Here is a 22,544-nt window from a genome sequence, read left to right on the forward strand (position 1 = left end):
TTGTCGTACTATAAGATAAAAATGAGTGCCGTTAACGTGGAAGGTCATACCCAATGACTACGAGTCCCGGTCCTGTATGTGAACCGATCGCTGCGCCAGCGATCGTCAAGATGACTTCGCTTGGTGAAAACTGTGCTTCAATCAATTGTTTTAATTGTTCTGCGCGTTCGATCGAATCCCCATGACCAATCATGATTCGATGTCCGTCAATTGCGGGACGTGCTTCTTCCATCCACTCGACGATCCGGTTCATGACTTTTTTCTGACCACGGATCTTCTCTTTTGGAATCAACTTCCCGTCTTCGACTGTCAATAGTGGCAAGATCGATAAGAGGCCACCAATGAAGGCGCTAGCTCGCGAAACGCGTCCACCGCGCATCAAATATTCGAGTGATTCGACTGTAAACAGATGACGAATCGTATTTACCTTGGCTTCAGCATAAGCCACTGTTTCTTCAAACGAATGCGTTTGTGCGTATTCTGCGACGTCGAGAACGAACAATCCTTGTCCTGTCGAAGCGGTTTTCGTATCGAGTACGAGATAAGGAACGTTCGGATACTTTTCGGCGAGTTCCTCTGCTAGCATCTTCGCGGTTTGATATGTTCCCGATAATTCGCTCGAGAAGGCGAGGTAGAGGAAGGGATCCCCTTGTTCGAAGTGACGCGTGAACACCTCGACCATCCGGCTGACTTCTGCTTGGAATGTCTTTGGTGCTGCACCGTCACGCATCTTATCATACAGTTGTTTTGGAGATATCGATTCTCCATCGAAGAACGTGTCTTCGTCGATCAATACGCCGAATGGCATGACCGTAAAATCATAAGCATCTAACATGGCTTTTGGTGCATCAGCACCACTATCTGTGATCAATCGGATCATCACGTTCTCTCCTTTCTTAACCTAGGGCTTTTTCGTTTCGATCAAGCATCCGACTCAAGTTGACGCCGAAACGCTCATTCTCGAGTTCCGTCAAAGTTGCGGGCGTCAAATCAGCGCCGAGCGCAAGTAACGCTTCATATGCACGACGTAAGCACTCCTCGACTGTCAATGCAGTACCAAGCAGTTCCTCGAGTGACGCCATCGTTTCCGGCACGACGGTCGGATAAACGAATTTCGTCGTTTCACCTTGAAGCGCTGCCGCGTAAAAGTCACGGACTAAAGCGGCGCGTTGACTTCCACTTCCGTTGACACAAAGATAGATTTGAACGGCAACTCCGCCACGGACACGACGCTGGGAGATACCAGCGAATTTTTTACCCGCAATCGATAAGTCATAAGAACCGGGACAATACGATCCGACGACTTCACCAGCGACGATCGCGTCCGTTTCTTGTGCGAACATACGGCGGACGAGCGCAAGCATCGCTTCGTAACCACTGTCGATATCGATGCCGCCGCGTTCCGGTAGGACAAGTGAAATATTCAAGACACCGGCGTCGAGGACGACGGCAAGACCACCTGAGTTACGGACGACGGGCGAGAAACCATGTTCATGCAGAACGGCTACACCGTCAGTAAGATGAGAAAGACGGGCATCCTGGATGCCGAGGACGACGGTTTCGTGGTGAATCCAAGAGCGAAGTGCGGCTCCTTCTGTTGCAACAGAGGCACATAATGTGTCGTCCATCGCAAACGATTGTGTCGCATGGAAAGCAGTTCCGAGTGACGTTTGATCAAAAATACGATAATGTTCTTGTTTTAAGAGTTCGATTCCCATAGGCTCGTTCCTTTATTGTAGATTTGCGACATCATTATAGCACAGGGTGTGTAAAGTTTCTGTGCGAAGCGCCGCGGGAGACAGGAATCCTTGGAAACAAAACCGAACAACAACGACATAGACACGATTTAAAGGAGAGAAACATATGTATCAATCATTAGGACAATTAAAGGAAACGAAGGTCTTCAAGGATCCGGTTCATCGCTATATCTATGTCAGTGATCAGTTGATTTGGCAACTGATCGGTACACGTGAATTTCAGCGACTACGCCGAATCAAACAACTCGGAACATCCTTTTTGACGTTTCATGGAGCAGAGCACACACGGTTCCATCATTCGCTCGGTGTCTATGAAATCACGCGTCAACTGATCGATGTCTTCAATGGTCGCGCCGATTGGGACGATCAGTACCGGGAGTTGACGCTGGCTGCGGCACTCTTACACGATGTCGGACACGGTCCGTTTTCGCACGCATTCGAGAACGTCTTCGGTGTTAATCACGAAACGTGGACGGAGCGGATCATTCTCGGGGATACGGAAATCAAGAAAGTCCTCGACCAAGTCGGAGACGGATTTGCGGAAGAAGTAGCATCGATCATCAACAAGACGCACCCGAATCAACTGCTCGTTACGATGATCAGCTCACAACTCGACGTCGACCGGATGGATTATTTATTGCGCGATGCGCACTTTGCCGGTGTCAGCTACGGAAAATTCGATCTCGAGCGGATGCTTCGAGTATTGCGTCCAGCCCATAATCAGATGGTCGTCAAACAATCCGGAATGCATTCGATCGAAGACTACATCATGCGGCGGTATCAGATGTATTGGCAAGTCTACCTGCATCCGGTGACACGATCGAGTGATTACCTATTAAAAGCCATTCTCGAACGGGCACAGGAGTTGTACCTGTCCGCATATCCGTTTGCGATTGCACCAATCCATTTGATGCCGCTATTTGATCAGAAGATGGAGTTGCGTGATTTCCTTGGGCTGGATGAGACAATCGTCTACTTCTATTTTCAGCAGTGGGCGAATGAACAGGATCCAATCCTTGCAGATCTATCGGGGCGATTCGTTGACCGGAAGTTGTTCAAGTATGTCGATTATCCGGCTGAAAAACGTGAACTCGTCCACGATAAACTGTGTGAGTTGTTTGAAGCAATCGGCTTGAATCCGACCTATTATCTGCTTGAAGATAAACTCAGTCGTCTTCCTTACGATTTATATGGAGACAACGGTGAAATCAGTAAGCAACCGATCATGTTACAGATGAAGGATGGACAGATGAAAGAAATTTCGCAAGTTTCACCGCTCGTTCAAGCCATTGCGACGTCACGCCAGACGGATGAGAAGCTGTTCTTCCCGCAAGAAATTTTGCATGACTTGCGCGAACATGCGAATGAGAAGATGCAAATCGACCAGTTATTGATTGGCAGCGTGACATCATGATATCGTCCGCTGTCCTTACGAAAATCTTGCAACAGCTTGGACAGGAGGGAGGAGAGGTCGAAGTCTTAAAAGGCGCGACATCCTCCCTTGTTTTTCGAGTCGATGAGGGAATTCTTCGCGTCCATACGAATCAAGACTGGCTACATGAGGAGCCGGATCTTGTCTTGCATGAAGTGTTTGCGTTACAAGCAGCAGGTGACTTAGCACCAGATGTGTTGGACTATCAAACCGATGTTAGAGACGAAGTCCCGCCGTGGTTATATATGACCCGCTCGCCGGGAGAGATCCGGCTTGATCAGGTGGATGAGCAATATGTCGATCGACTGGCACAAATGCTTGCTGCGATCCATGCGCTACCGGTACCAGAATCTCGGTATGTCTATCAGCCGTATGCGACAGAGCGTCACGTTCCGACGTGGACGCAGCATCCGGAGAGATGGCGTCAGCTACTGGCGGTCGAACCGGACGAAAGTCAAACGATCCGGTTCATTCATCGGGATTTTCACCCGGTCAATGTGTTATACGAAATGAATGGAACGTGTCATACGATTGATTGGATTAATGCGTGTGTAGGACCTATTGAAGTCGACCTTGCGCATTGTCGTTTGAATCTTGCCTTGCTCGAATCCGTCGAGATGGCGGATCATTTTTTAAAAAGTTACCTTAAACAGACGAAACGTTCTTACGATCACGCTTGGGATATTCGGGCTATTTTTGATTTTGGACCGGAAACGATCGACGTCTATCCGGGGTGGAAAGCATATGGAAGGCAAAACCTTAGTCAGGACAATGTTCGGGAACGCTTGGAAAAGTTTGTCTTGAAAGTCTATGAAAATAACGAAAGCGGTTACTAAATGAACTTTTCCTCTTGTAGTTCTTCGAAATATTGATTATTCTATTACTTGGAAAGAGATTAAACGTCAGACATCGTACGAATGTACAACTGATAAACAACTAATAGATAGAGGGGTACTTCATGAAATATCTTATCGCACTACTCGGACTAGCTATCGTTTTCGGCTTGGCACTCCTTGTCAGCAGTAACCGTAAAGGCATCAAATTGAAACCGCTTGCGGTCATGCTAGTTCTTCAGCTCGTACTTGGGTTCATTTTACTCAATACATCGTTCGGATATATCGTCATTCGTGGCGTCGCGAAAGTCTTTGAAAAACTGCTTAGTTATGCGGCAATCGGAATTGATTTCGTCTTCGGTGGTTTAGCGAACGAAGGCGCACAACCATTCTTCATCAATGTTTTGCTCCCGATCGTCTTCATCTCTGCTTTGATCGGGATTCTACAATTCACGAAGATTTTACCACTCTTAATGCGCGGTATCGGTTTCGTCCTATCAAAAGTCAACGGTATGGGACGTCTTGAGTCTTACAACGCGGTTGCTTCAGCTGCGATCGGACAATCAGAAGTATTCATCACAGTCAAAAAACAAATCGGTCAATTACCAGCAAACCGCCTCTACACATTGTGTGCGTCAGCGATGTCGACGGTTTCGATGTCGATCGTCGGTGCATACATGACGATGGTCGAACCGAAATATGTCGTTACAGCAATCGTCTTGAACTTGTTCGGTGGTTTCATGATCGTCTCGATCATCAACCCATACACGGTTGATCCGGAAGAAGATATTCTTGAAATCGTCGAAGAAAAACAAACGTTCTTCGAGATGCTCGGCGAATACATCATGGATGGATTCAAAGTCGCAATCATCGTCGGTGCGATGTTGATTGGTTACAACGCCTTGATCGGAATGGTCAACGATATCTTCTTGATGGTTCTAAACATCTCGTTCCAAGAAATCCTCGGATACATCTTTGCACCGTTCGCTTTCATCATGGGTATTCCATGGGCGGAAGCTGTCAGTGCCGGTAGTGTCATGGCAACGAAATTGATCACGAACGAATTCGTTGCGATGTTGAGCCTTCCAGAGTACTCAAAAGAATTCTCGGAACGCACACTCGGAATCGTGTCTGTCTTCTTGATCTCGTTTGCGAACTTCTCGTCGATCGGAATCATCGCTGGTGCGGTTAAAGGATTGAACGACCGCCAAGGAAGCGTTGCGGCTAGTTTTGGTCTGAAGTTACTCTACGGCGCAACACTCGTTAGTGTCTTGACGGCAATCGTCGTCAGCGTCTTGCTATAATCGTTACACATATGAAAGAGCAATGGATCAGCAGATCCATTGCTCTTTTTGTTTTTCATTCAGTTGATCCATGCGAAGCAATCCCGACACGGACGCGATGATGGGTTCCGTCACGATAAACTTCAAAGGCGAACTGGGCGACGTTTTCCCGGGGAATCGGACCTGTCGGTGCCGTGAAGCGTGTCGTCTCGATCAACAGGTCGTCAGCAGCAAGTGCTTTGTCTTCCGTCAATTGTGTTGGGCAGATGACGGTGAAGTCGACGTCTGCATCCTTTAACGTCAAATAAGCTTTCAAGTGATCCTCTGCTGCAATCGTCGAGCGGCGACGGGACTCACTCGATTGGAAACGATACTTCCCAGGTTCTTCTGACGCATCGAGAATGCCTGCTGTACCAATGAAGACGATTCGTTCAATGCCTGCTTCCTTCATCTTCGTGACGAGATGTGGAATCGCTGTCGAAAGGACCTGCTGTTGATCGGTACCGAGACAACTGAAGACAGCGGTACTTCCTGCGAGTGCTTGTTCGAGATCATCTGGATTTGTCGCATCACCCGTCAGGATATGAAGGCGATCATGGACGGGTAAGCCCGGTGACGTGGAACGGACGAGTGCACGAACGTCGTAGCCATCTTCTAATAATCGATCAATCAAAGGTCGACCCGTTCGACCGGTCGCACCAAGTACAGTAACAGTAGTCATAAGAATTCCTCCTTAGAGATCAAGTAGATGGGAAAAAGAGACGCACGGTAACGACCGGACGTCTCTTGTTGTTTATTTATCTGCGAACATGACGCCAGCTTGACCGTAATCTGTTTTTTCCATCTCTTCGATGAAGACCGTGATGTTTTCTTTAGGAGCATTCGTCGTTTCCGACACCGCTTCCGTAACTTTTTCAATCAAAGCGCGTTTTTGTTCGACTGTACGACCCGATAACATTTTAACCGTAACATATGGCATGACTTCATTTCCCCCTCTAGCATGATGACGATACGCCATCAGTATAGCGCATTCGATAGGGGATTCGTCAATTCGAACATCGTTTTCGAAAAAGAAGGGTATAAGGTAGGAGCTATTATTGTCGGAAGCGAAGGTAGTCATACACATACGGCAGAAAAGGAGAGACATATGGACGCAATCATACGGAAGAAGATTCATACGTTACTGATTTTTGATCGGGCGTTACCGGAAGATACGAATTATCCGTTGTCTGGTGCAAAAGGACTCGAAGTCTCAGATATCGTTTTTGAACAGAACATTCCATTCGGACGACTCGTAACGGATAAAGAACTCGCTCAACTGCTGAATCAAAAAGAAGCAAAGCGATACGGGATGTTGACGTTGCTTGAAGACGATGTACGTTTCAAACCGTTGTTTCAAAATCGAAAACCGACAGCTGACATGGAAGAAGAGGTCGAGGCGAAGGTACGAGAACTCGCACATCAGTTACGTGCGATTCGGTCGCGGTGTTCCTCGCTGGAACGTCTCTTCTTGTTCGGTCGCGCGGCGCAAACCCTGTTTGACCGCGCTTTGCTTCATCTTGAAGAGGTTAATCCCCCGGCACATGAGGAAATTGCGTCCATGACGTGTTATCGTCTCCCGACGATTCGCCGAGCATCAGAGGAACAATTACAGTTACTTCGTTATGAGTGACTGGTTGCAGACACCTCGGAATACGGTATGATAGAAGCAACAGGATTAAAAGGGGACAAAACACGATGGAAAAAAAGATTAACTTCAATATCATTTCAGATAACTCAACAGACGGTCATGGTGGATTTGGTGTCGGGACACTTAGCTTAAATAGTATGTCACCCGTCATCATTTCTCCGGAAGACGGCGAAGCTTACATCGACATGGGTGCGATGCACGCGAAAGCAGCCATCGAGAAACGCGTCAAGTTCACGACGGACAAAGCCGAAACGCCAAACGGTAAACTGTACTGGATCGTCTGGGTGACGGTCGGTCGTAAGCCAGAAGGATTCTATTACGGCGGTGTGGCTGCGTGCGATCTGCTAGTCGATGCGGAAGCGCGTCGCGGATTCAAGATTCTTGCTGATCACGTCAATAAGATGGATAAATCTCTTAAAGGACGGATTGTCGTCGATCATATGGATGAGCGTTCAAAAGAATTGTTACGTGATTTCTTGCAGACACATAAACCTGAGATGTGGGAAAATGCTGACGCTGCTTTACATGAAGCGTTGGTCTAAACAAAAGAACGTGTGCCGCGGCACACGTTCTTTTTTCATGGTCGTTTCAGCGTCAAGACGACGAGTTCTGGATGATTGAACAGACGAAACGGAAACAGGCTGTTTCCGAGACCACGACTGACGATCAGTTCGGTCTGCTGTTCCTGATAGCGACCTGCCGTCACGGTTGGAAAGAATCCTTGACCAGGCGCATACAGACCTTCCGTAAACGGCAGGCGGATCTGTCCGCCGTGGGCGTGACCGGATAAGACAAGATCAACGGAACGCTCGGCATACAAGGATTTATATTCCGGACGATGCGCAAGCAAAAGTCGAAACGCATCAGGTGATACGTCTTGCAATGCTTGATCGAGACTTTGACGAATGCCATCCGGTTCTGATAGCCCTTCGCGCCACCGTGTCGTCGTCGGGTCATCGATACCGATCAGCGAAATTGATTGACCTTGGTATTCGATGACACGTGATTGATTTCGGAGAACGGTGACACCCAGTTGCTCAAGCTTTGGCAAAATCGTTAGATTGAGCCGAACCTCATGATTCCCGGTGACGAAGTAGACCGGGTATCGATCAACGAGCGCTTTCATGAGTGTAAGGGCAGCTTCTTCACCGTTTCGCCTCGAGTCAATCAAATCGCCAGTCATGACGACGAGATCCGGCTTTTCGCGATCAATTTTCTTCAGTAGTCGTTCTTGTTCATTCCCGAACGCCTTGCCGTGTAAATCTGCTACTTGGACGACACGATAACCATCAAATGCTTCCGGTAAGCGACTTGACGTAACCGTCACCTGTGAGACATCGATGATATTATTTTCACGATATAAAAACCAGCTTCCTAATGCGAGGACGCTGAGGGATACTAACCAGCGTGTACGTTTTCGCATGAGCCACCTCATTTCTTTCTACTTTGCATAATTCAGGATAACAAAAAAGACCTCCTTCCGTATGCGACGGAAGGAGGAATTCAAAACGATTTAGGCATCTTGTTTTAAGTCTGTGACTTCTTTTTGCGCATCGGGTTCTTCCGATAAATCTTTGAACAGGGCGATGACCATCATTCCGACGACGAAGATGAACGGGAAGGCGGCTAGAACAGCTGCTGCCTGTAGGGCACTCAATCCTCCGGCATAAAGTAAGACGGCGGCGATTGAAGACTGGATGATACCCCAAGCAAGCTTGATGCGTAAGCTTGGCATGAGACTACCACCAGACGATAGCATACCGAGAACATATGTCGCGGAGTCAGCCGACGTAATGAAGAACGTCGTGATCAAGAAGACAGCGACGATGCTAAGGAACGTGCCTAAGCCACCGAATGTTTCAAATAGAGCAAACATACCGGTTTCGACTCCTTTATCGTTGACCGTCGAGATTAGATCGACATTTTGGAACAATTCGTTCCAAATCGCTGATCCACCGAAGACAGAGAACCAAAGGAGACCAAAGATCGTTGGGACGAGCATAATCCCGATGACGAACTCACGAATCGTCCGTCCTTTCGAGACACGGGCGATGAACGTACCGACGAATGGTGACCAGGAAATCCACCATGCCCAGTAGAAGATCGTCCAATCGTTGATCCAGCCTCGTTCGTCTGGATTAAAGGCAGATGCCCGGAAACTCATGACCGGTAAGTTTTGCAAATAAGCACCTGTTGTTTGTACGAAGAGGTCCATGATGAAACTGAATGGTCCGAGGAACAGGACGCCGATCATCAATAGAACGGCGAGGACGATGTTGGCGTTACTGAGACGAACGATTCCTTTATCGAGTCCTGATGCCGCACTCATCATGTAAAGGACAGACACAACGACAATGATGATCATTTGTGTCAGGAAGGAGTTAGGAATACTACTCGTTAGGAAGTTCAATCCACCTGAGATTTGTTGTGCACCGAGACCGAGCGACGTCGCGACACCAAATGCTGTTGCGACGATGGCGAGTACTTCGACGGTACCTTTACCGGCAGAAGCATACCGAGGCTTCATCAATGAAGCGACAGTGTCACCAATCGTAGCTGGACGTCCTTTTCGGAATGTCGAGTAAGCGATAGCAAGCGCGACGATCGCGTATAAGGCCCAAGGATGTAATCCCCAGTGGAAGAATGAATAGCGCATTGCGAGGCGTGCTGCTTCCGTTGGATCATCTGTTGCGACTGGCGGTGTATGGAAGTGCGTCAATGGCTCTGAGACACCCCAGAAGACAAGCCCGATTCCCATACCAGCACTGAAGAGCATCGCAAACCAAGAAATGAGACCATATTCAGGACGATCCGAATCCTTACCGAGTCGGATGGAACCAAAGCGGGAAAAGATTAAAAAGATAGCAATGATTAAAAAAGCACTCATGCCGAGAAGATAAAGCCAGCCAAATCCGTTAGAGACAAAGGATTGTGCTTGAGCTGTGACATTTCCGAGACTAGCTGCACCGATTAGGGATTCCGGTAAGATTCCCCATATGGTAAAGAGCACACAGAAAATGACGGATACCATAAAGACTTTTGTGATCTTACTTTTTCGATTATTTTCCATCGTGTTCAACACCTTCTTTCGAATTTTACATAGTTGTTCTGTATCAAATGATGGCAACGACATTATCATTACCCCGTCGATCCGATAACAAAACCTAATCACGCAGGGTACTACCGTAACAAACATTTGTGTGGAAAAGCAAATCGACCGGGAAATGAGAACAAAGAGATCAATGTTTTTCATGGAAGGATAAGCAAAAAAGATTGCAATCAAGCGTTTTTTAAATAATGTGGAAATAAAAAAAGGAAAACGTTAATACTATTATTTCCCGTTTCGTCTTAAAACTAACGTAAAGCTTGACGTGAGCAAATCAGAGGCGGTCTGAAATCAGATTTGATATAACAAAAGCAGTCATCATTTTGAAGGAGGCATTTCCAATGGAAAAACAACAACAAAAACAAACAATTCTTGAAGCATTTCAATCTCGTCATGCGACAAAGGCATTTAATGGTCAAATGATCCCAGAAGACGATTTTCGGTTCATTTTAGAAACGGCGCGTCTGTCACCGAGCTCGTTCGGATATGAGCCATGGAATATGCTCGTCATTCAAAATCCAGAAATCCGAGACGCCTTAAAAGAAATCTCTTGGGGCGCACAAGGACAATTGCCGACAGCGAGTCACTTTGTCTTGTTCCTCGCCCGGACAGGAGAACAAATGCAGGCAAATGGTCCACATGTCACGCAGATGATGGATTTCCTTGGTCTATCCGAAGAAGCAAAGGCCGGACGGACGAAGCGTTATGGTCTGTTTTTAGAGGAGGATTTCGCGATTGGTGATAACCCAAAAGCGATGGAAGACTGGGCAGCTAAACAAGCTTATATCGCACTTGGGAAGATGATGTCGACGGCAGCACAAATCGGTGTCGATTCATGCCCAATCGAAGGATTCGACCAGCAAGCTGTCGAGCAATTACTCGTCGATCGTGGACTGCTCGATCGTTCTGTTTTCACGGTGCCGGTCATGGTCGCATTCGGTTACCGGGCAGAAGAACCAAAACGTGGGAAGCAACGTCGTCCGCTTGAGGAAATCGTGACGTTCGTCGAGTAAAGACGGAAGACAAAAATTTTCGAATTATATAGAAGTTTCTTTCGAAATTCGGTATACTCGCATTTGTATGATTAAGAAGCGCCGTAAACGCCACTCGCATACGAACAACTTTTGTCTTGATGAAAGAAAGGGGTTCTATCGCAAATGGAACAAAAATTAAAGTTATGGTTCACGGAACACCAAACGGAAGATTACGGTATCACATTCCGTGTCAACCACGTTTATGAGAGCGAACAAACGGAGTTTCAACGCCTAGAGATGGTTGAAACGGACGAGTTCGGTACGATGTTGTTACTTGACGGAATGGTCATGACGACAGATAAGGACGAGTTCGTTTACCACGAGATGGTCGCGCACGTCCCATTGTTCACACACCCGAATCCAAAATCGGTTCTGGTCGTTGGTGGAGGAGACGGCGGAGTCATCCGTGAAGTCTTGAAACACCCGTCCGTCGAAAAAGCTGTTTTAGTTGAGATCGACGGAAAAGTCATCGAGTATTCGAAAAAATACCTCCCGAACATTGCAGGTGGATTGGACGATGCACGCGTCGAAGTCATCGTTGGGGATGGATTCATGCATATCGCAGAAGCAGAAAACGAGTATGATGTCATCATGGTCGACTCGACAGAACCAGTTGGTCCAGCGGTCAACTTGTTTACGAAAGGCTTCTACTCTGGTATTTCAAAAGCATTGAAAGAAGACGGCATTTTCGTCGCACAATCGGATAACCCATGGTTCACACCAGACTTGATCCGTGATGTTCAACGCGACGTCAAAGAAATCTTCCCGATCACGAAGCTCTACATCGCTAACGTTCCGACATACCCAAGTGGTCTTTGGACGTTCACGATCGGATCAAAGAAACACGATCCGCTTGCAGTTGCAGCAGAGCGTTTCCACGAGATCGACACGAAGTATTATACGCCTGAGCTTCACACGGCAGCTTTCGCGCTACCGAAGTTCGTTAAAGATTTGACGAACGGCTGAGTTCAGTCACTATAGACACACATGAACAGAGCGGTTTCGATCTTCGAAATCGCTCTGTTGTCAGGTAAACAGGCGTTTGCATCAGCAAGCGGCAAATGAACAGGGGGAATGGATCATGCGTTTTGATGAAGCATATTCAGGAAAAGTCTTTATCGCGAGTCAACCGACTCACGAAGATGCAAAAGGAATTTTATACGGCATGCCGATGGACTGGACGGTCAGTTTCCGTCCGGGTTCACGATTCGGTCCGGCACGTATCCGTGAAGTCTCACTTGGTTTAGAAGAATATAGCCCGTACTTAGATGGTGACATCGCTGACGCGAAATTGTTTGACGCGGGAGATATCCCGTTACCATTCGGGAATGCTCAAAAATCACTTGATATGATTGAAGAATACGTCGATTCGTTACTGACAGCAGGCAAGTTCCCGCTCGGTATAGGTGGCGAACATTTAGTCACATGGCCGGTCGTCAAAGCGTTCGATAAACACTACGATGATTTCGTCGTGCTTCACTTTGATGCGCATACAGACTTACGCGATGAGTATGAAGGAGAGCCATTGTCGCACTCGACGCCACTTAAGAAAATCGCAAACTTGATCGGACCAGAGAACTGCTATTCATTCGGAATTCGTTCAGGTATGAAAGAAGAGTTCGAATGGGCGAAGACGTCAGGCTACAACCTCTTCAAATACGAGATCGTCGAGCCGCTTCGTCAAGTTCTTCCAACACTTGCCGGTAAAAAAGTCTACGTCACGATCGATATCGATGTTCTCGATCCGTCAGCAGCACCAGGAACAGGGACGCAAGAAATCGGTGGAGTGACGACGAAGGAATTACTTGAAGTCGTTCACATGATCGCACGAGCAGACGTTGACGTCATCGGCGCGGATTTGGTAGAAGTATGCCCAGCGTACGATCAATCCGATATGACAGCGATCGCGGCAGCAAAAGTATTACGCGAAATGATGATTGGATTCATTAAATGAAAAAGCAAAAGAGACCGGACGTGATGTCGGTCTCTTTTGTTTTGCTCAGAAGAAGAACTGAATGACCCCGAATGCACCGAATCCGATGATTAGACTGGCAGACGTCCACTGAATGATACGTAAAGTGGGTATCGCAAGCTGGTGCTTGAGCAGGTGCGTGATGTTCGCTAGAATGACCCACCAGGCGGCAGAACCGAGAAAAATACCGATTAGAAACAAAAACGCATCCTGTCCGTTCGTCATCGTTAACTCAAAACGTGCAAACAACGCCAGGAACAGTGTGATCGTCATCGGATTTAAAAACGTCAGGAGTAAGACGGAAAGATAGGCACTTAACCGTGACGTGGCCGTATCAGAAATCGAGGCGTTCGAAGAAGCTTGAAACATCGACCAGCCGATGTAACACAAAAATAGACTGCCAATCAATTGCATCCAAGATGCTTGGGTGAGTAAAGATTGCACGAGTGAAAAACCAGATAACGCGAGTATCCCGTAAGTGAAGTCTGCCGTAGCGGCTCCGAGTCCGGAAACGATGCCAGAAACTCTTCCATGTCGAAGAGTTCGTTGCATGCATAAGAGGCCGATCGGACCGACGGGGGCGGCTAAGGCAAAACCGATACCAAAACCAGTCGTAAACATCAGTCGACCTCGGGTAACGGAAAATGGAGCGATTCCTTTTCCGTCCGCATGATGATTGTCGTTTTCGTCCGTAGGATACCTGCTAATTCTTTGATGTGGTAGGTGATGATTTCATCAAGCTGTTCCGTGTCCCGACAGCGTATTTTGAGTAAATAGTCATCGTCCCCGGCGACGTGATGGCACTCCAGTACATACTCAAGTTCTTGAACTCGTTTTAGAAACGGTGCCCGATGTTCCGGTCGCTCGAGTGAAACAGCGACGAATGCAGCAAGGCGATAGTCAAAGGAGGAAGGGTCTAGCACCGTCGTCAACTGACAGATGATACCTTGCTCTTGTAAGCGGGCGACACGTTCTGCAACAGCCGGTGCCGATAAGCCGATGTGCTGTGCAAGTGTTGACCATTTCATCCGGGCATCTTGTCTTAATAAATAGATAATATTTAAATCGTAAGAATCTATCATAATCAACCTTCTTTTCAACGGATTTACTACATATTTTATTTTGAAAATAAAGATAAAGTCAATGTGTTTTCAAAACAAGTTCATAGCACACTGAAATCTTTACACATATACGGAAGTATCTTAAGTTTAAGATGTCACCACGAAGGAAATGTTCAGAAGTGTAAGAACATTGGTTTGAGAGCGATGTACATTTGACAATCAGAAAGGTGGAAAAAAGATGAAGAAACTCTTATCGTTTGTGACCGCTACGTTACTGTTTGCACTATTCGTGCTACCAGTAGGCGCAGCAGATGACGCAATGGTTCGTGTCATTCATGCTTCACCAGATGCTCCGGCAGTCGATATCGCGGTCGATGGCAAAAAAGCGGTATCAGGAGCAAAATTCAAAGATGTCACAGATTATCTCACACTACCAGCTGGCGAACATAAAGTAGAAGTATTCGCTGCAGGAACTACGAAAGATCCTGTGCTCTCTCAAACACTCAACGTAGAAGCTGGTAAATTCTATTCGGTCGCAGCAATCGGCAAACTAGCTGATATCAAACTTGCGGTCATGGAAGACAACGGTAAAGGCGAAGATGGAAAATCAATGGTTCGTGTCGCACACTTTGCACCAGATGCACCAGCTGTTGATGTCGCACCAAAAGGTGGAGACCCACTCTTCAGTAACCTTGAATTCTCGAAAGTCTCTGACTACGGTACACTCGATGCAGGTACGTATGACCTTGAAGTCCGTCCTGCAGGCGCAACGGATGTCGTCAAAGCACTGGATGGTGTCAAACTTGACAGTGGCAAAAACTATACAGCACTCGCAATCGGCTTACTTGAAGGCGAACCAGCATTTGAAGTCCTCTTGATCCCAGACGGTGGTGAAATGGCATCAATGCCAGAAACAGGACTTGGTGGTTCATCTGATACGGCTTCTGCTACACCATGGGCAGTCGCAGCAGCAGCTGCCTTGTTAGTAGGAACAGCGTATGTCGTCCGTCGTAAACAAAACGCTTAAGAGTAGTCTTCTTCTCTTACTCGTATTAGCCGGATGTCAATCGGGATCACCTCCAGATGCTACAAAGCCGGAAAAACCAAAACAAACCGAAACAACGACGTCTTCTTCGTCCACTCCATCTGAAAAGGTGGATGAAGAGGCGTTCATACCAACGCGTATTACAATTCCGACGCTCGATGTGAAAGCGAACATCGAAGTCGTCGGGAAGGATAAACAAGGACGGATGGATGTTCCGAAACAGACTGATCAGGTTGCTTGGTACAAGTACGGAGCAAAAGCCGGGCAAACCGGAAATGTCGTACTAGCCGGGCACTTGGATGATCAAGAAGGTCCCGCTGTGTTTTATGATTTAGCCAAGATGAAAAAAGGGCAACGGATTGAAGTGACGGGAAAAGCAGGACAACAGGTATCGTACGTGGTGACGAACGTCATGTCCTATCCTGTCGATGAAGCACCTGTCGGATCAATCTTCGGTGCGACCGTCATGAATAAACTGACACTCATTTCATGTATAGGTACGTTTTCAGAGTCAAAAGGATACGATCAGCGTCTTGTCGTCACAGCAGAACAAGACGAGTAAAGTAAAATAGGCAATTCTTATTTCGGTTAAAACCGAGAATAAGAATTGCCTATTTTTTAATGTGTTTCGGAAGCAGCGACAAGATCCGTCGTCAGTGTCGTCAATCCTTGTGTCGTCTTACTGAGACCTTGGATCGTCTCGACGATTTGTCCGAGGTTTTCCTTGTTTCGTCCAAATAAGGTGAGAGAGTTTTCCATCTCACTCTTGACGGTTTGGATTCCTTGTTTGACTTGTTGCAGTTCTTGCTGAGATGCGGTGTTGGCGCGTGTGATGTCTTCCATCTGAGAAACGAGTTGTGTGATATTACCATTGTTCTTTTGAATAAGACCATTGATACTGCTACTTAATGACTTGGCATTTTCAGCAAGGTTCCGAACTTCGGTCGCGACGACAGCAAAACCTTTACCGTGTTCACCGGCACGTGCTGCTTCAATCGAAGCATTCAACGCGAGTAAGTTCGTCTGATTGGCGATTGCTTCGATGCTTTGCGTCATCTGGACGATGTCATCCGACGTCGTCTTCAATTCATGGATGCTTTCAAGCGAAGTACCGACTTGTTGTGTCGATTGAGCGAATTGTTGCTCCATCTGTTGCATCTGTCGTTCGTTGGCAATCGTCATTTGGACGAGCTGCTGACTCGTCTGCTCTGTCTGAGCTGTTTCTGCTAATACTTGTGAGGCGCGACGGCTCGTCTCAATGATGGCATGATCCGTGTGCTCGACCGAACTGGCAACTTCTTGACTGACACGAACGACGTCTGTCAAAAGTTGTCGACGCGACTCGTTCGCTGCTGTCACTTCATGAAGACGAGAATCGACATACTGGCTCGTCACGATTTGAGCATCTAAGTTCATCGCATGTGTCAAAGCGAGTACGGCTGTCGTCAGTTGCGCTGGGTCATGCTGATAATGTTCGACGATTTTTGGAATCAACAACGTCTGAAACGCAGCATACGAGGCGATGAACCAAGTGACAGGAACGAAGTTATGTTTATGCGTCTGTCCCATCCGTGTCCGCATCGCGAGGAACGACTCGTCCATGTTTCCTGTCAGTAGACTCGTGAAGTAGTCGGCGAAGACTTTCTTCAGTCGTTCGCGTGTCGATGATTGTTTCGCAATCGTTGCCATCTCTGGATTTAAGAGAAGGTGATCGAGAACTTGTTCAAGGACCTCATCTAAAATCCCTTGAACGACAGGTGCCATCGATTTGAGCGTCTGTAGCTGTTCTTCTGTATATCCCATGTATACGAGACGGGATGTGAGATCAGGATCTGCCGTCTTTGTGATGAGACGGGAATCAGGAAAGCCGATGGTAGCTTGATAAGCCGCAGTAGTCTTACTTTTAAAAGGGTTACGCACGTAGTTGCCTCCAATACTCAAGATGTGAATAAAATGATGTCTGTCTTTTATCGGTTCATCTTGACGAAGCGATACTGATTTTCGAAAAAAAGACGAGAATATTGAAAAACATTGACCGGAAACAAAAAAACTCATGGCAAGCGCCATGAGGAGAATAGAAAAAGAACAGGATTAGACTGGTTGGTCTTCCTGAAATGCTTTTTTGGCGTCCACGATGGAGCGCATTCGTTGAACGCAAGCTTGAACGAATTGAATGTCAATGGAGGTGAAACGGGTGACAGGTCCACGAGCTGACTCGGCACTGAATGTGAAGGTTCCGAGATTCCAAAGTTCGATTTTAAATCGTTTTCCTTTGTTGTCGTCGAAGTGTTCTACGAATTCGATTTTCGGTACCATACGAACCCCTCCTTACTCCGTACATTCCCGCTTTTCAAAAAATAAAAAAGCCAAACTGCGTGTTAGAAGCAGTTTGGCATGAAAATTTAAGCAGTCGGTACATCGTAGCCAATCTCTTCGATCGCATCGACGAGACGTTCACGAGGTACATCCTCGTGCTGGACTGTAACCTGGTTTTGTTCGAGTGAGACAGTTGCCTGTTGCACACCTTCGACTTCAGATAGAGCGGATTCGACACTCGCTTTACAGTGATTGCATGTCATGCCGATAACAGATAATGTTGTTTCTTTCATGATGATGTTCCTCCTTCAGATAGTGGGGTACGTTTTAATCGTAACGCATTCGTCACGACAGAGACAGAGCTGAATGCCATCGCGGCACCCGCAAGCCATGGGGCAAGCAGACCGAGAAAAGCGACCGGAATGCCAATCGTATTGTAGCCAAGTGCGAAGACGAGATTTTGACGAATGTTTTTCATCGTCTGCTCACTCAGCTCGATCGCAAGTAAAACTTGTTTCAAATCGTGTCCAAGCAACGTCACGTCGGCTGCTTCAAGAGCGACATCCGTTCCGCTACCGAGCGCGATGCCGACATCCGCTGTTACGAGAGCAGGGGCATCATTGATACCGTCTCCGACCATCGCGACACGTTTCGTTTGTTGAAGTGACTGAATGACATCTGCCTTTTCAATCGGCAAAACGTCAGCAAAGACGAACGCTGGATCCAGTCCCAGTTCTGTTGCTAAATGATTGGCGACTTCCCGGCGGTCACCGGTCAAGAGATATACTTCTTTTGTCTGGCGCAAACGCTGGATCGTTTCTTTCGCTGAATCTTTTAGCGCGTCACGGATGGCGTATCCGGCCGCGACTTCTCCATCAACAGCGACGTATACGAGAGTCGCTCCAGGTGATGTCCAATCAGGAAGAACGATGTTTCGTTCCTGCATCATTCGCGCCGATCCGACGATGAGATCATGTCCCATGATTTGTCCCGTAATCCCACGTCCTGATTCGACGTGGAACCGTTCGATATCAAAGACGACATCCCGTTCTGCTGTGATGGCGCGAGCAAGAGGGTGTTCCGATTGCCGTTCAAGCGCAGCAGCGAAATCGAGCGCTGTCTCCGTACCGAACGTTTCGACGACGACAGGGCGACCGACTGTCAGTGTTCCGGTCTTATCAAAGACGACAGCATCGACGTGTTGAAGATTCTCGAGTTGAGCGCCCCCTTTAAAGAGAATCCCTCGTTCAGCCCCTTTTCCGGTTCCGACCATGATCGAAGTCGGTGTCGCAAGTCCGAGTGCACATGGACAAGCGATGACGAGCACCGCGATGGCAGGACGAATCGCTTCCGCAAAGGATCCACTGATCATCCACCAAGCGGCTAACGTCAGAAGCGCGATGGCAACGACGATCGGCACGAACACACCAGAAATTCGATCGGCTTGTCGTTGAATCGGTGCCTTTTCAGTTTGCGCTTGTTCGACGACGCGAATTATTTGTGCGAGAACCGTCGCTTGTCCGATCTTTGTCGCTTCGACTTGTAAAGATCCATTCGTATTCAGCGTACCACCAATGACGGATGCTCCAACCGTTTTATGAATAGGCGCAGATTCACCGGTCAACATCGACTCATCGAGATACGCGTCGCCTGCACGAATGACACCATCTGTCGGAATTTTATTTCCAGGTTTTACGAGTAAGATCATCCCAGTTTGAATTGCATCGATGGAGACCGTTCGTTCCTGTCCGTTCTCTAAGACGACGGCTTCTTTTGCTTGTAGGGAGAGCAGACTTTTAATCGCTCCCGTCGTCTGTTGTTTCGCACGATCTTCGAGGACTTTCCCGAGTAAGACGAGTGTAATCAGAATCGCACTCGTCTCAAAGTAGAGATGCGGCATATCAGAAACGAGTAGCATTTCAGCAACGGAATAAAAGTAGGCTGCCGATGTTCCGAGTGCAACGAGGACATCCATGTTGGCACTCCCACTCCGTAAACTTTTATAAGCCCCACTATAGAAGGGCGCTCCGATGATGAATTGCACCGGTGTCGCTAAAGCAAACTGTAGCCACGGATTCATTAAGAATGGAAGGTGGAACGGACTGTTCGGAATATGCGTCAGCATGCTCGCGAGCAACGGTAACGATAGAATAGCCGCGATGATAAAGCGATACAGCATCCGGCGATTTGATTTTGTTGCGTGTGGTGCTTGTTTGACCGTTGCCCCGTAGCCGATTTTTCGGATTTTTTCGATGATTGCTTGATCGTCATAGGCATCAGAAATCGAGACACGAGCGGTTTCAAGCGGCAAGTTGACCGTGGCTTCGACCCCGTCCATCCGGTTGAGGACTTTTTCAATCCGGGCGGAGCAGGCGGCACACGTCATGCCTTCAATATCAAACTCAATCGTTTTTGACATCAGAAAACCCTCCTTACTTTTTCAATCGAGCGATGACCGCCATCAATTCATCGACGTAAGCGTCCGTACTATCTTTACGGGTGGCGACTTCATGCATGCACATCTTGACATGGCGTTCGATGATTTGTAGTTCGACTTGCCGCAAAGCTGCTTGAATCGATGCCGTTTGCGTTAAGATATCGATGCAATACCGATCTTCAGATACCATATTGGCAATCCCGCGGACTTGCCCTTCGATGCGCTTTAGTCGTTTCATCAACGCATCTTGTTCTTCGTTCGTTCGTGGAACGACGGGGTGATCGTGTGTCATAGCCGTACCTCCTTTAGTGATCTTGTTGTTATCTTTACTGTAACATATAGGTATGGGGGGTACCAGTATTTAGCTTAAGAAATAAAAAACAGTCGCGAGAGGCGACTGCTTTTGTACTTATTGATTGGAAACTTGTGGTTTGACGATCGTTTCGTTTAATGAACGTTGATCGCTAATGATGTCTTCAGCTTGTGTCGCCCGTTTAATGAAGAAAGCAAGGACGAATGCTAGACCAGCAATGAACGTCGAGATGAAGAACGCATAGTTGATTCCGTCAAGCGTCGCTTGCATTGTGATCTGTTGTTTCAGAGCAGCAGCCGCTTCAGCTGTCGGTTGACTCGTCATGTTCTTCGCCGCTTCAGACGCGAGTTCTGTTCCACGTGTCTTCGCATGCGTCGACATGATCGTTACAAGCAACGCGGTTCCGATCGCACCGGATACTTGTTGCAGCGTATTGTTCATCGCTGTTCCGTGTGGATAGTAGCGCGTTGGTAACTGGTTTAAACCGTTCGTCGAGACTGGCATCATGACCATTGACATCCCGAACATCCGTAACGAATACAGGACGATCAGATGTGTATACGTCGTATCCATCTCAAGCTGACTGAAGTAGTAGCTGGTAACGACTGTGATGAACAAACCAGTCAACGCAAGAGGACGTCCACCGATCTTATCAAACAGTTTCCCGTTGATTGGTGACATGACGGCCATCAAGATGGCACCCGGTAATAGCATGAGACCCGCATCAAGTGGTGAGATACCGCGAATCGTCTGGACATAGATCGGAAGCAATAACATGCCCGAGAACATCGCCATCGTGACGACCATCGAGATGGCAGAAGACAAGGCAAACATCGGGTAACGATAAATCTTGAAGTTGAGCATCGGACGTTCCATATGGAGCTGACGGTAAATGAATGTTACGAGTGCGATGACTCCGACGATCAGCGCACCGTAGACGTGGAAGCTGTCCCAACCTTTAGAGCCGGCAGAACTGAATCCATACAGTAAGCCACCGAAACCAAGTGACGAAAGTGCCACGGAAGCGAGATCGATCCGAGTGGCAGACCGTTCCTTGACGTCACGAAGTAAGAAGAAACCAGCGACGAGTACGATCAAGGCGATTGGTGTGATGAAGTGGAATAACATCCGCCAATCGTAGTGCTCGATGATCCAACCAGACAACGTCGGTCCGATCGCTGGGGCACCCATCATGATTAATCCGAAGAATCCCATTGCGGTTCCGCGTTTTTCAATCGGGAAACTGACGAGCATGACGTTCATCAGTAACGGCATCATGATCGCAGAACCAGATGCTTGAATCATCCGTCCTGCAAGCAAGACAGGGAAGACTTCTGCGAAGCCGGCAAGAATCGTTCCAGCCGAGAAGAGAGTCATCGCGAGTAAGAAGAGGCGACGAACCGAATATTTTTGAATCAAGAACGCAGATGTCGGAATCAAGACACCGTTGACGAGCATGAAACCAGTCGACAGCCATTGAGCAGTCGATGGTTCAATCACAAGATCCTTCATGATCGAAGGAAGGGCGATGTTGAGCAATGTATTATTTAAGAAAGCAATGAATGCCCCGATCATCAAAACGGCGAGAATGCCGTAAGGAGCTCGAGCTGTGTGAGTTGCACTTTGTTGCATAAGTATCCTCCTAACTAAACTAACGGTACATATTTCTATACGGTCGTTCTATCTGTAGTTTATCTTAATCCGATTTAGTTCGAATTACAAATAATAATAGCTAAGAAAGATAATTTTATTTTTTATGTAAGATTGAAAGCGTTTTTCTAGTAGGCTAAACGAGGAGAGAAGCATTTTGTACACTCGAAATCGCTTCCTAGGATAACGATTCAAGGTAAACAAAAAAGCACAATCCTTCTCGTTAAAGAAAAATTGCGCTTTGTCTTCAGTATGAAACAGCCGGAGGCTTGTTTCATAGCTAGCATTACTGGACGTTCGTTTCGAGTGCATCTTTCGTGATGTCGTAATGAGAGGCTGTCCAGACCGATTTACCGTCTTGAATGAACAAGACTTGTGGTGACTCGTGTCGAACGCTGTAATGTTCGGCGATGTGATTCGATAACGTTCGAGCTTCTTGGACGAAAAGATACGCCGTTGGAACAGACGTTTCATCCGCGAACTTCGTATACTCCGAGAATCCTGCGGCACTGATCGGGCATGTCGTGCTGTGTTTGCAAATCACGAACGCGGTATGTTCGGACGCAAATTGATCAAAATCAGAAATAGATTGCAGTTTACGTGGTTGTGTCATGT

At 47.4% G+C, this 22,544-nt stretch carries 25 protein-coding genes; 10 read left to right on the top strand and 15 right to left on the bottom strand.

Annotated features, from left to right (window positions below):
- Positions 1-31: 31 nt before the first annotated feature.
- A complete protein-coding gene (locus KNQ11_RS12060) occupies positions 32-880 on the bottom strand; it encodes a DegV family protein (protein WP_214724861.1) in 849 nt (282 codons plus the stop codon).
- Between the two features lie 16 nt (positions 881-896).
- Positions 897-1,718 (bottom strand): lipoate--protein ligase family protein, encoded by an 822-nt coding sequence (locus KNQ11_RS12065; protein ID WP_214772025.1) that lies wholly within the window; start codon positions 1,716-1,718, stop codon positions 897-899.
- A gap of 145 nt (positions 1,719-1,863) precedes the next feature.
- Between KNQ11_RS12065 and KNQ11_RS12070 the strand changes: the two genes are divergently transcribed.
- The 3 genes from KNQ11_RS12070 to KNQ11_RS12080 all read left to right on the top strand — a co-directional run bounded on the left by KNQ11_RS12070 (position 1,864) and on the right by KNQ11_RS12080 (position 5,326).
- Positions 1,864-3,171 (top strand): HD domain-containing protein, encoded by a 1,308-nt coding sequence (locus tag KNQ11_RS12070; RefSeq protein ID WP_075642766.1) that lies wholly within the window; start codon positions 1,864-1,866, stop codon positions 3,169-3,171.
- Between the two features lie 26 nt (positions 3,172-3,197).
- Positions 3,198-4,025 carry a phosphotransferase family protein gene (locus KNQ11_RS12075; RefSeq protein WP_244290081.1) on the top strand — a complete coding sequence of 276 codons (828 nt, stop codon included), beginning with the start codon at positions 3,198-3,200 and terminating at the stop codon, positions 4,023-4,025.
- A 122-nt stretch (positions 4,026-4,147) separates the two neighbouring features.
- Positions 4,148-5,326: a NupC/NupG family nucleoside CNT transporter gene (locus KNQ11_RS12080; RefSeq protein WP_023466789.1), complete on the top strand. Its 1,179-nt coding sequence runs from the start codon at positions 4,148-4,150 to the stop codon at positions 5,324-5,326.
- 55 nt (positions 5,327-5,381) lie between these two features.
- Here the strand turns inward: KNQ11_RS12080 and KNQ11_RS12085 are convergent, their stop codons facing one another.
- Positions 5,382-6,026 (bottom strand): NAD(P)-dependent oxidoreductase, encoded by a 645-nt coding sequence (locus KNQ11_RS12085; RefSeq protein WP_149426670.1) that lies wholly within the window; start codon positions 6,024-6,026, stop codon positions 5,382-5,384.
- Between the two features lie 72 nt (positions 6,027-6,098).
- Positions 6,099-6,284, bottom strand: a complete 186-nt coding sequence (locus tag KNQ11_RS12090) for a 2-hydroxymuconate tautomerase (RefSeq protein ID WP_023466792.1) — start codon at positions 6,282-6,284, stop codon at positions 6,099-6,101.
- 168 nt (positions 6,285-6,452) lie between these two features.
- Here KNQ11_RS12090 and KNQ11_RS12095 point away from each other — a divergent pair, with 168 nt between their 5' ends.
- Together KNQ11_RS12095 and KNQ11_RS12100 are read left to right on the top strand one after the other, a co-directional pair.
- On the top strand, positions 6,453-6,977 hold the full coding sequence (locus KNQ11_RS12095) for a hypothetical protein (RefSeq protein ID WP_058265479.1): 525 nt from the start codon (positions 6,453-6,455) through the stop codon (positions 6,975-6,977).
- Positions 6,978-7,042: 65 nt separating this feature from the next.
- The gene (locus tag KNQ11_RS12100; protein ID WP_149426671.1) at positions 7,043-7,537 is read left to right on the top strand and encodes a YwhD family protein; all 495 of its coding nucleotides are present in this window, start codon (positions 7,043-7,045) and stop codon (positions 7,535-7,537) included.
- A 35-nt stretch (positions 7,538-7,572) separates the two neighbouring features.
- Here KNQ11_RS12100 and KNQ11_RS12105 read toward each other — a convergent pair whose 3' ends face one another.
- Complete coding sequence (locus tag KNQ11_RS12105; RefSeq protein WP_149426672.1) at positions 7,573-8,418, bottom strand: metallophosphoesterase; 846 nt, start codon at positions 8,416-8,418, stop codon at positions 7,573-7,575.
- Between the two features lie 90 nt (positions 8,419-8,508).
- Positions 8,509-10,065, bottom strand: coding sequence for a BCCT family transporter (locus tag KNQ11_RS12110; RefSeq protein ID WP_214772026.1), 1,557 nt, complete (start codon positions 10,063-10,065; stop codon positions 8,509-8,511).
- 377 nt (positions 10,066-10,442) lie between these two features.
- Between KNQ11_RS12110 and KNQ11_RS12115 the strand changes: the two genes are divergently transcribed.
- The 3 genes from KNQ11_RS12115 to speB all read left to right on the top strand — a co-directional run bounded on the left by KNQ11_RS12115 (position 10,443) and on the right by speB (position 13,089).
- Positions 10,443-11,114 carry an NAD(P)H-dependent oxidoreductase gene (locus KNQ11_RS12115; protein ID WP_214772028.1) on the top strand — a complete coding sequence of 224 codons (672 nt, stop codon included), beginning with the start codon at positions 10,443-10,445 and terminating at the stop codon, positions 11,112-11,114.
- A 144-nt stretch (positions 11,115-11,258) separates the two neighbouring features.
- Positions 11,259-12,101, top strand: coding sequence for a polyamine aminopropyltransferase (speE, locus tag KNQ11_RS12120; RefSeq protein WP_149426674.1), 843 nt, complete (start codon positions 11,259-11,261; stop codon positions 12,099-12,101).
- A gap of 115 nt (positions 12,102-12,216) precedes the next feature.
- Entirely contained in the window at positions 12,217-13,089 is an 873-nt protein-coding gene (gene speB, locus KNQ11_RS12125) for an agmatinase (protein ID WP_149426675.1), read from the top strand.
- A gap of 45 nt (positions 13,090-13,134) precedes the next feature.
- Here the strand turns inward: speB and KNQ11_RS12130 are convergent, their stop codons facing one another.
- Positions 13,135-13,728 (bottom strand): LysE family translocator, encoded by a 594-nt coding sequence (locus KNQ11_RS12130; protein WP_149426676.1) that lies wholly within the window; start codon positions 13,726-13,728, stop codon positions 13,135-13,137.
- Entirely contained in the window at positions 13,728-14,189 is a 462-nt protein-coding gene (locus KNQ11_RS12135) for an Lrp/AsnC family transcriptional regulator (protein ID WP_244290082.1), read from the bottom strand. Before KNQ11_RS12135 ends, KNQ11_RS12130 begins: the two co-directional genes overlap by 1 nt.
- Positions 14,190-14,406: 217 nt before the next feature.
- Here KNQ11_RS12135 and KNQ11_RS12140 point away from each other — a divergent pair, with 217 nt between their 5' ends.
- On the top strand, positions 14,407-15,195 hold the full coding sequence (locus tag KNQ11_RS12140; protein ID WP_023466804.1) for a DUF4397 domain-containing protein: 789 nt from the start codon (positions 14,407-14,409) through the stop codon (positions 15,193-15,195).
- Positions 15,167-15,775, top strand: coding sequence for a class F sortase (locus KNQ11_RS12145; RefSeq protein WP_029343216.1), 609 nt, complete (start codon positions 15,167-15,169; stop codon positions 15,773-15,775). The genes KNQ11_RS12140 and KNQ11_RS12145 overlap by 29 nt, the downstream gene beginning before the upstream one ends.
- Positions 15,776-15,831: 56 nt before the next feature.
- Here the strand turns inward: KNQ11_RS12145 and KNQ11_RS12150 are convergent, their stop codons facing one another.
- From KNQ11_RS12150 to ytxJ, 7 genes are all read right to left on the bottom strand, one after another.
- Positions 15,832-17,133, bottom strand: coding sequence for a protoglobin domain-containing protein (locus KNQ11_RS12150; RefSeq protein ID WP_149426677.1), 1,302 nt, complete (start codon positions 17,131-17,133; stop codon positions 15,832-15,834).
- A 171-nt stretch (positions 17,134-17,304) separates the two neighbouring features.
- Positions 17,305-17,529 (bottom strand): hypothetical protein, encoded by a 225-nt coding sequence (locus tag KNQ11_RS12155; RefSeq protein ID WP_023466807.1) that lies wholly within the window; start codon positions 17,527-17,529, stop codon positions 17,305-17,307.
- 86 nt (positions 17,530-17,615) lie between these two features.
- Positions 17,616-17,822: a cation transporter gene (locus KNQ11_RS12160; protein ID WP_035399161.1), complete on the bottom strand. Its 207-nt coding sequence runs from the start codon at positions 17,820-17,822 to the stop codon at positions 17,616-17,618.
- Complete coding sequence (locus tag KNQ11_RS12165) at positions 17,819-19,948, bottom strand: heavy metal translocating P-type ATPase (protein ID WP_149426678.1); 2,130 nt, start codon at positions 19,946-19,948, stop codon at positions 17,819-17,821. The genes KNQ11_RS12160 and KNQ11_RS12165 overlap by 4 nt, the downstream gene beginning before the upstream one ends.
- A 13-nt stretch (positions 19,949-19,961) precedes the next feature.
- A complete protein-coding gene (locus KNQ11_RS12170) occupies positions 19,962-20,258 on the bottom strand; it encodes a metal-sensitive transcriptional regulator (RefSeq protein WP_149426679.1) in 297 nt (98 codons plus the stop codon).
- A 117-nt stretch (positions 20,259-20,375) separates the two neighbouring features.
- Positions 20,376-21,911: a DHA2 family efflux MFS transporter permease subunit gene (locus KNQ11_RS12175; protein ID WP_214772030.1), complete on the bottom strand. Its 1,536-nt coding sequence runs from the start codon at positions 21,909-21,911 to the stop codon at positions 20,376-20,378.
- Positions 21,912-22,215: 304 nt separating this feature from the next.
- Positions 22,216-22,542, bottom strand: a complete 327-nt coding sequence (gene ytxJ, locus KNQ11_RS12180; RefSeq protein WP_029343222.1) for a bacillithiol system redox-active protein YtxJ — start codon at positions 22,540-22,542, stop codon at positions 22,216-22,218.
- Positions 22,543-22,544: the final 2 nt, after the last annotated feature.

The sequence above is a fragment of the Exiguobacterium sp. s39 genome (assembly GCF_018618925.1).
Classification (GTDB): Bacteria; Bacillota; Bacilli; order Exiguobacteriales; family Exiguobacteriaceae; genus Exiguobacterium_A; species Exiguobacterium_A abrahamii.

Coding starts and splice junctions, on each gene's coding strand:
- KNQ11_RS12080 (WP_023466789.1), top strand. CDS start 4,148: ATGAAATATCTTATCGCACTACTCGGACTAGCTATCGTTTTCGGCTTG.
- KNQ11_RS12115 (WP_214772028.1), top strand. CDS start 10,443: ATGGAAAAACAACAACAAAAACAAACAATTCTTGAAGCATTTCAATCT.
- KNQ11_RS12145 (WP_029343216.1), top strand. CDS start 15,167: ATGTCGTCCGTCGTAAACAAAACGCTTAAGAGTAGTCTTCTTCTCTTA.
- KNQ11_RS12085 (WP_149426670.1), bottom strand. CDS start 6,026: ATGACTACTGTTACTGTACTTGGTGCGACCGGTCGAACGGGTCGACCT.
- KNQ11_RS12175 (WP_214772030.1), bottom strand. CDS start 21,911: ATGCAACAAAGTGCAACTCACACAGCTCGAGCTCCTTACGGCATTCTC.
- speE (WP_149426674.1), top strand. CDS start 11,259: ATGGAACAAAAATTAAAGTTATGGTTCACGGAACACCAAACGGAAGAT.
- KNQ11_RS12165 (WP_149426678.1), bottom strand. CDS start 19,948: ATGTCAAAAACGATTGAGTTTGATATTGAAGGCATGACGTGTGCCGCC.
- speB (WP_149426675.1), top strand. CDS start 12,217: ATGCGTTTTGATGAAGCATATTCAGGAAAAGTCTTTATCGCGAGTCAA.
- KNQ11_RS12155 (WP_023466807.1), bottom strand. CDS start 17,529: ATGGTACCGAAAATCGAATTCGTAGAACACTTCGACGACAACAAAGGA.
- KNQ11_RS12130 (WP_149426676.1), bottom strand. CDS start 13,728: ATGTTTACGACTGGTTTTGGTATCGGTTTTGCCTTAGCCGCCCCCGTC.
- KNQ11_RS12105 (WP_149426672.1), bottom strand. CDS start 8,418: ATGCGAAAACGTACACGCTGGTTAGTATCCCTCAGCGTCCTCGCATTA.
- KNQ11_RS12070 (WP_075642766.1), top strand. CDS start 1,864: ATGTATCAATCATTAGGACAATTAAAGGAAACGAAGGTCTTCAAGGAT.
- KNQ11_RS12135 (WP_244290082.1), bottom strand. CDS start 14,189: ATGATAGATTCTTACGATTTAAATATTATCTATTTATTAAGACAAGAT.
- KNQ11_RS12140 (WP_023466804.1), top strand. CDS start 14,407: ATGAAGAAACTCTTATCGTTTGTGACCGCTACGTTACTGTTTGCACTA.
- ytxJ (WP_029343222.1), bottom strand. CDS start 22,542: ATGACACAACCACGTAAACTGCAATCTATTTCTGATTTTGATCAATTT.
- KNQ11_RS12065 (WP_214772025.1), bottom strand. CDS start 1,718: ATGGGAATCGAACTCTTAAAACAAGAACATTATCGTATTTTTGATCAA.
- KNQ11_RS12170 (WP_149426679.1), bottom strand. CDS start 20,258: ATGACACACGATCACCCCGTCGTTCCACGAACGAACGAAGAACAAGAT.
- KNQ11_RS12095 (WP_058265479.1), top strand. CDS start 6,453: ATGGACGCAATCATACGGAAGAAGATTCATACGTTACTGATTTTTGAT.
- KNQ11_RS12060 (WP_214724861.1), bottom strand. CDS start 880: ATGATCCGATTGATCACAGATAGTGGTGCTGATGCACCAAAAGCCATG.
- KNQ11_RS12090 (WP_023466792.1), bottom strand. CDS start 6,284: ATGCCATATGTTACGGTTAAAATGTTATCGGGTCGTACAGTCGAACAA.
- KNQ11_RS12110 (WP_214772026.1), bottom strand. CDS start 10,065: ATGGAAAATAATCGAAAAAGTAAGATCACAAAAGTCTTTATGGTATCC.
- KNQ11_RS12160 (WP_035399161.1), bottom strand. CDS start 17,822: ATGAAAGAAACAACATTATCTGTTATCGGCATGACATGCAATCACTGT.
- KNQ11_RS12100 (WP_149426671.1), top strand. CDS start 7,043: ATGGAAAAAAAGATTAACTTCAATATCATTTCAGATAACTCAACAGAC.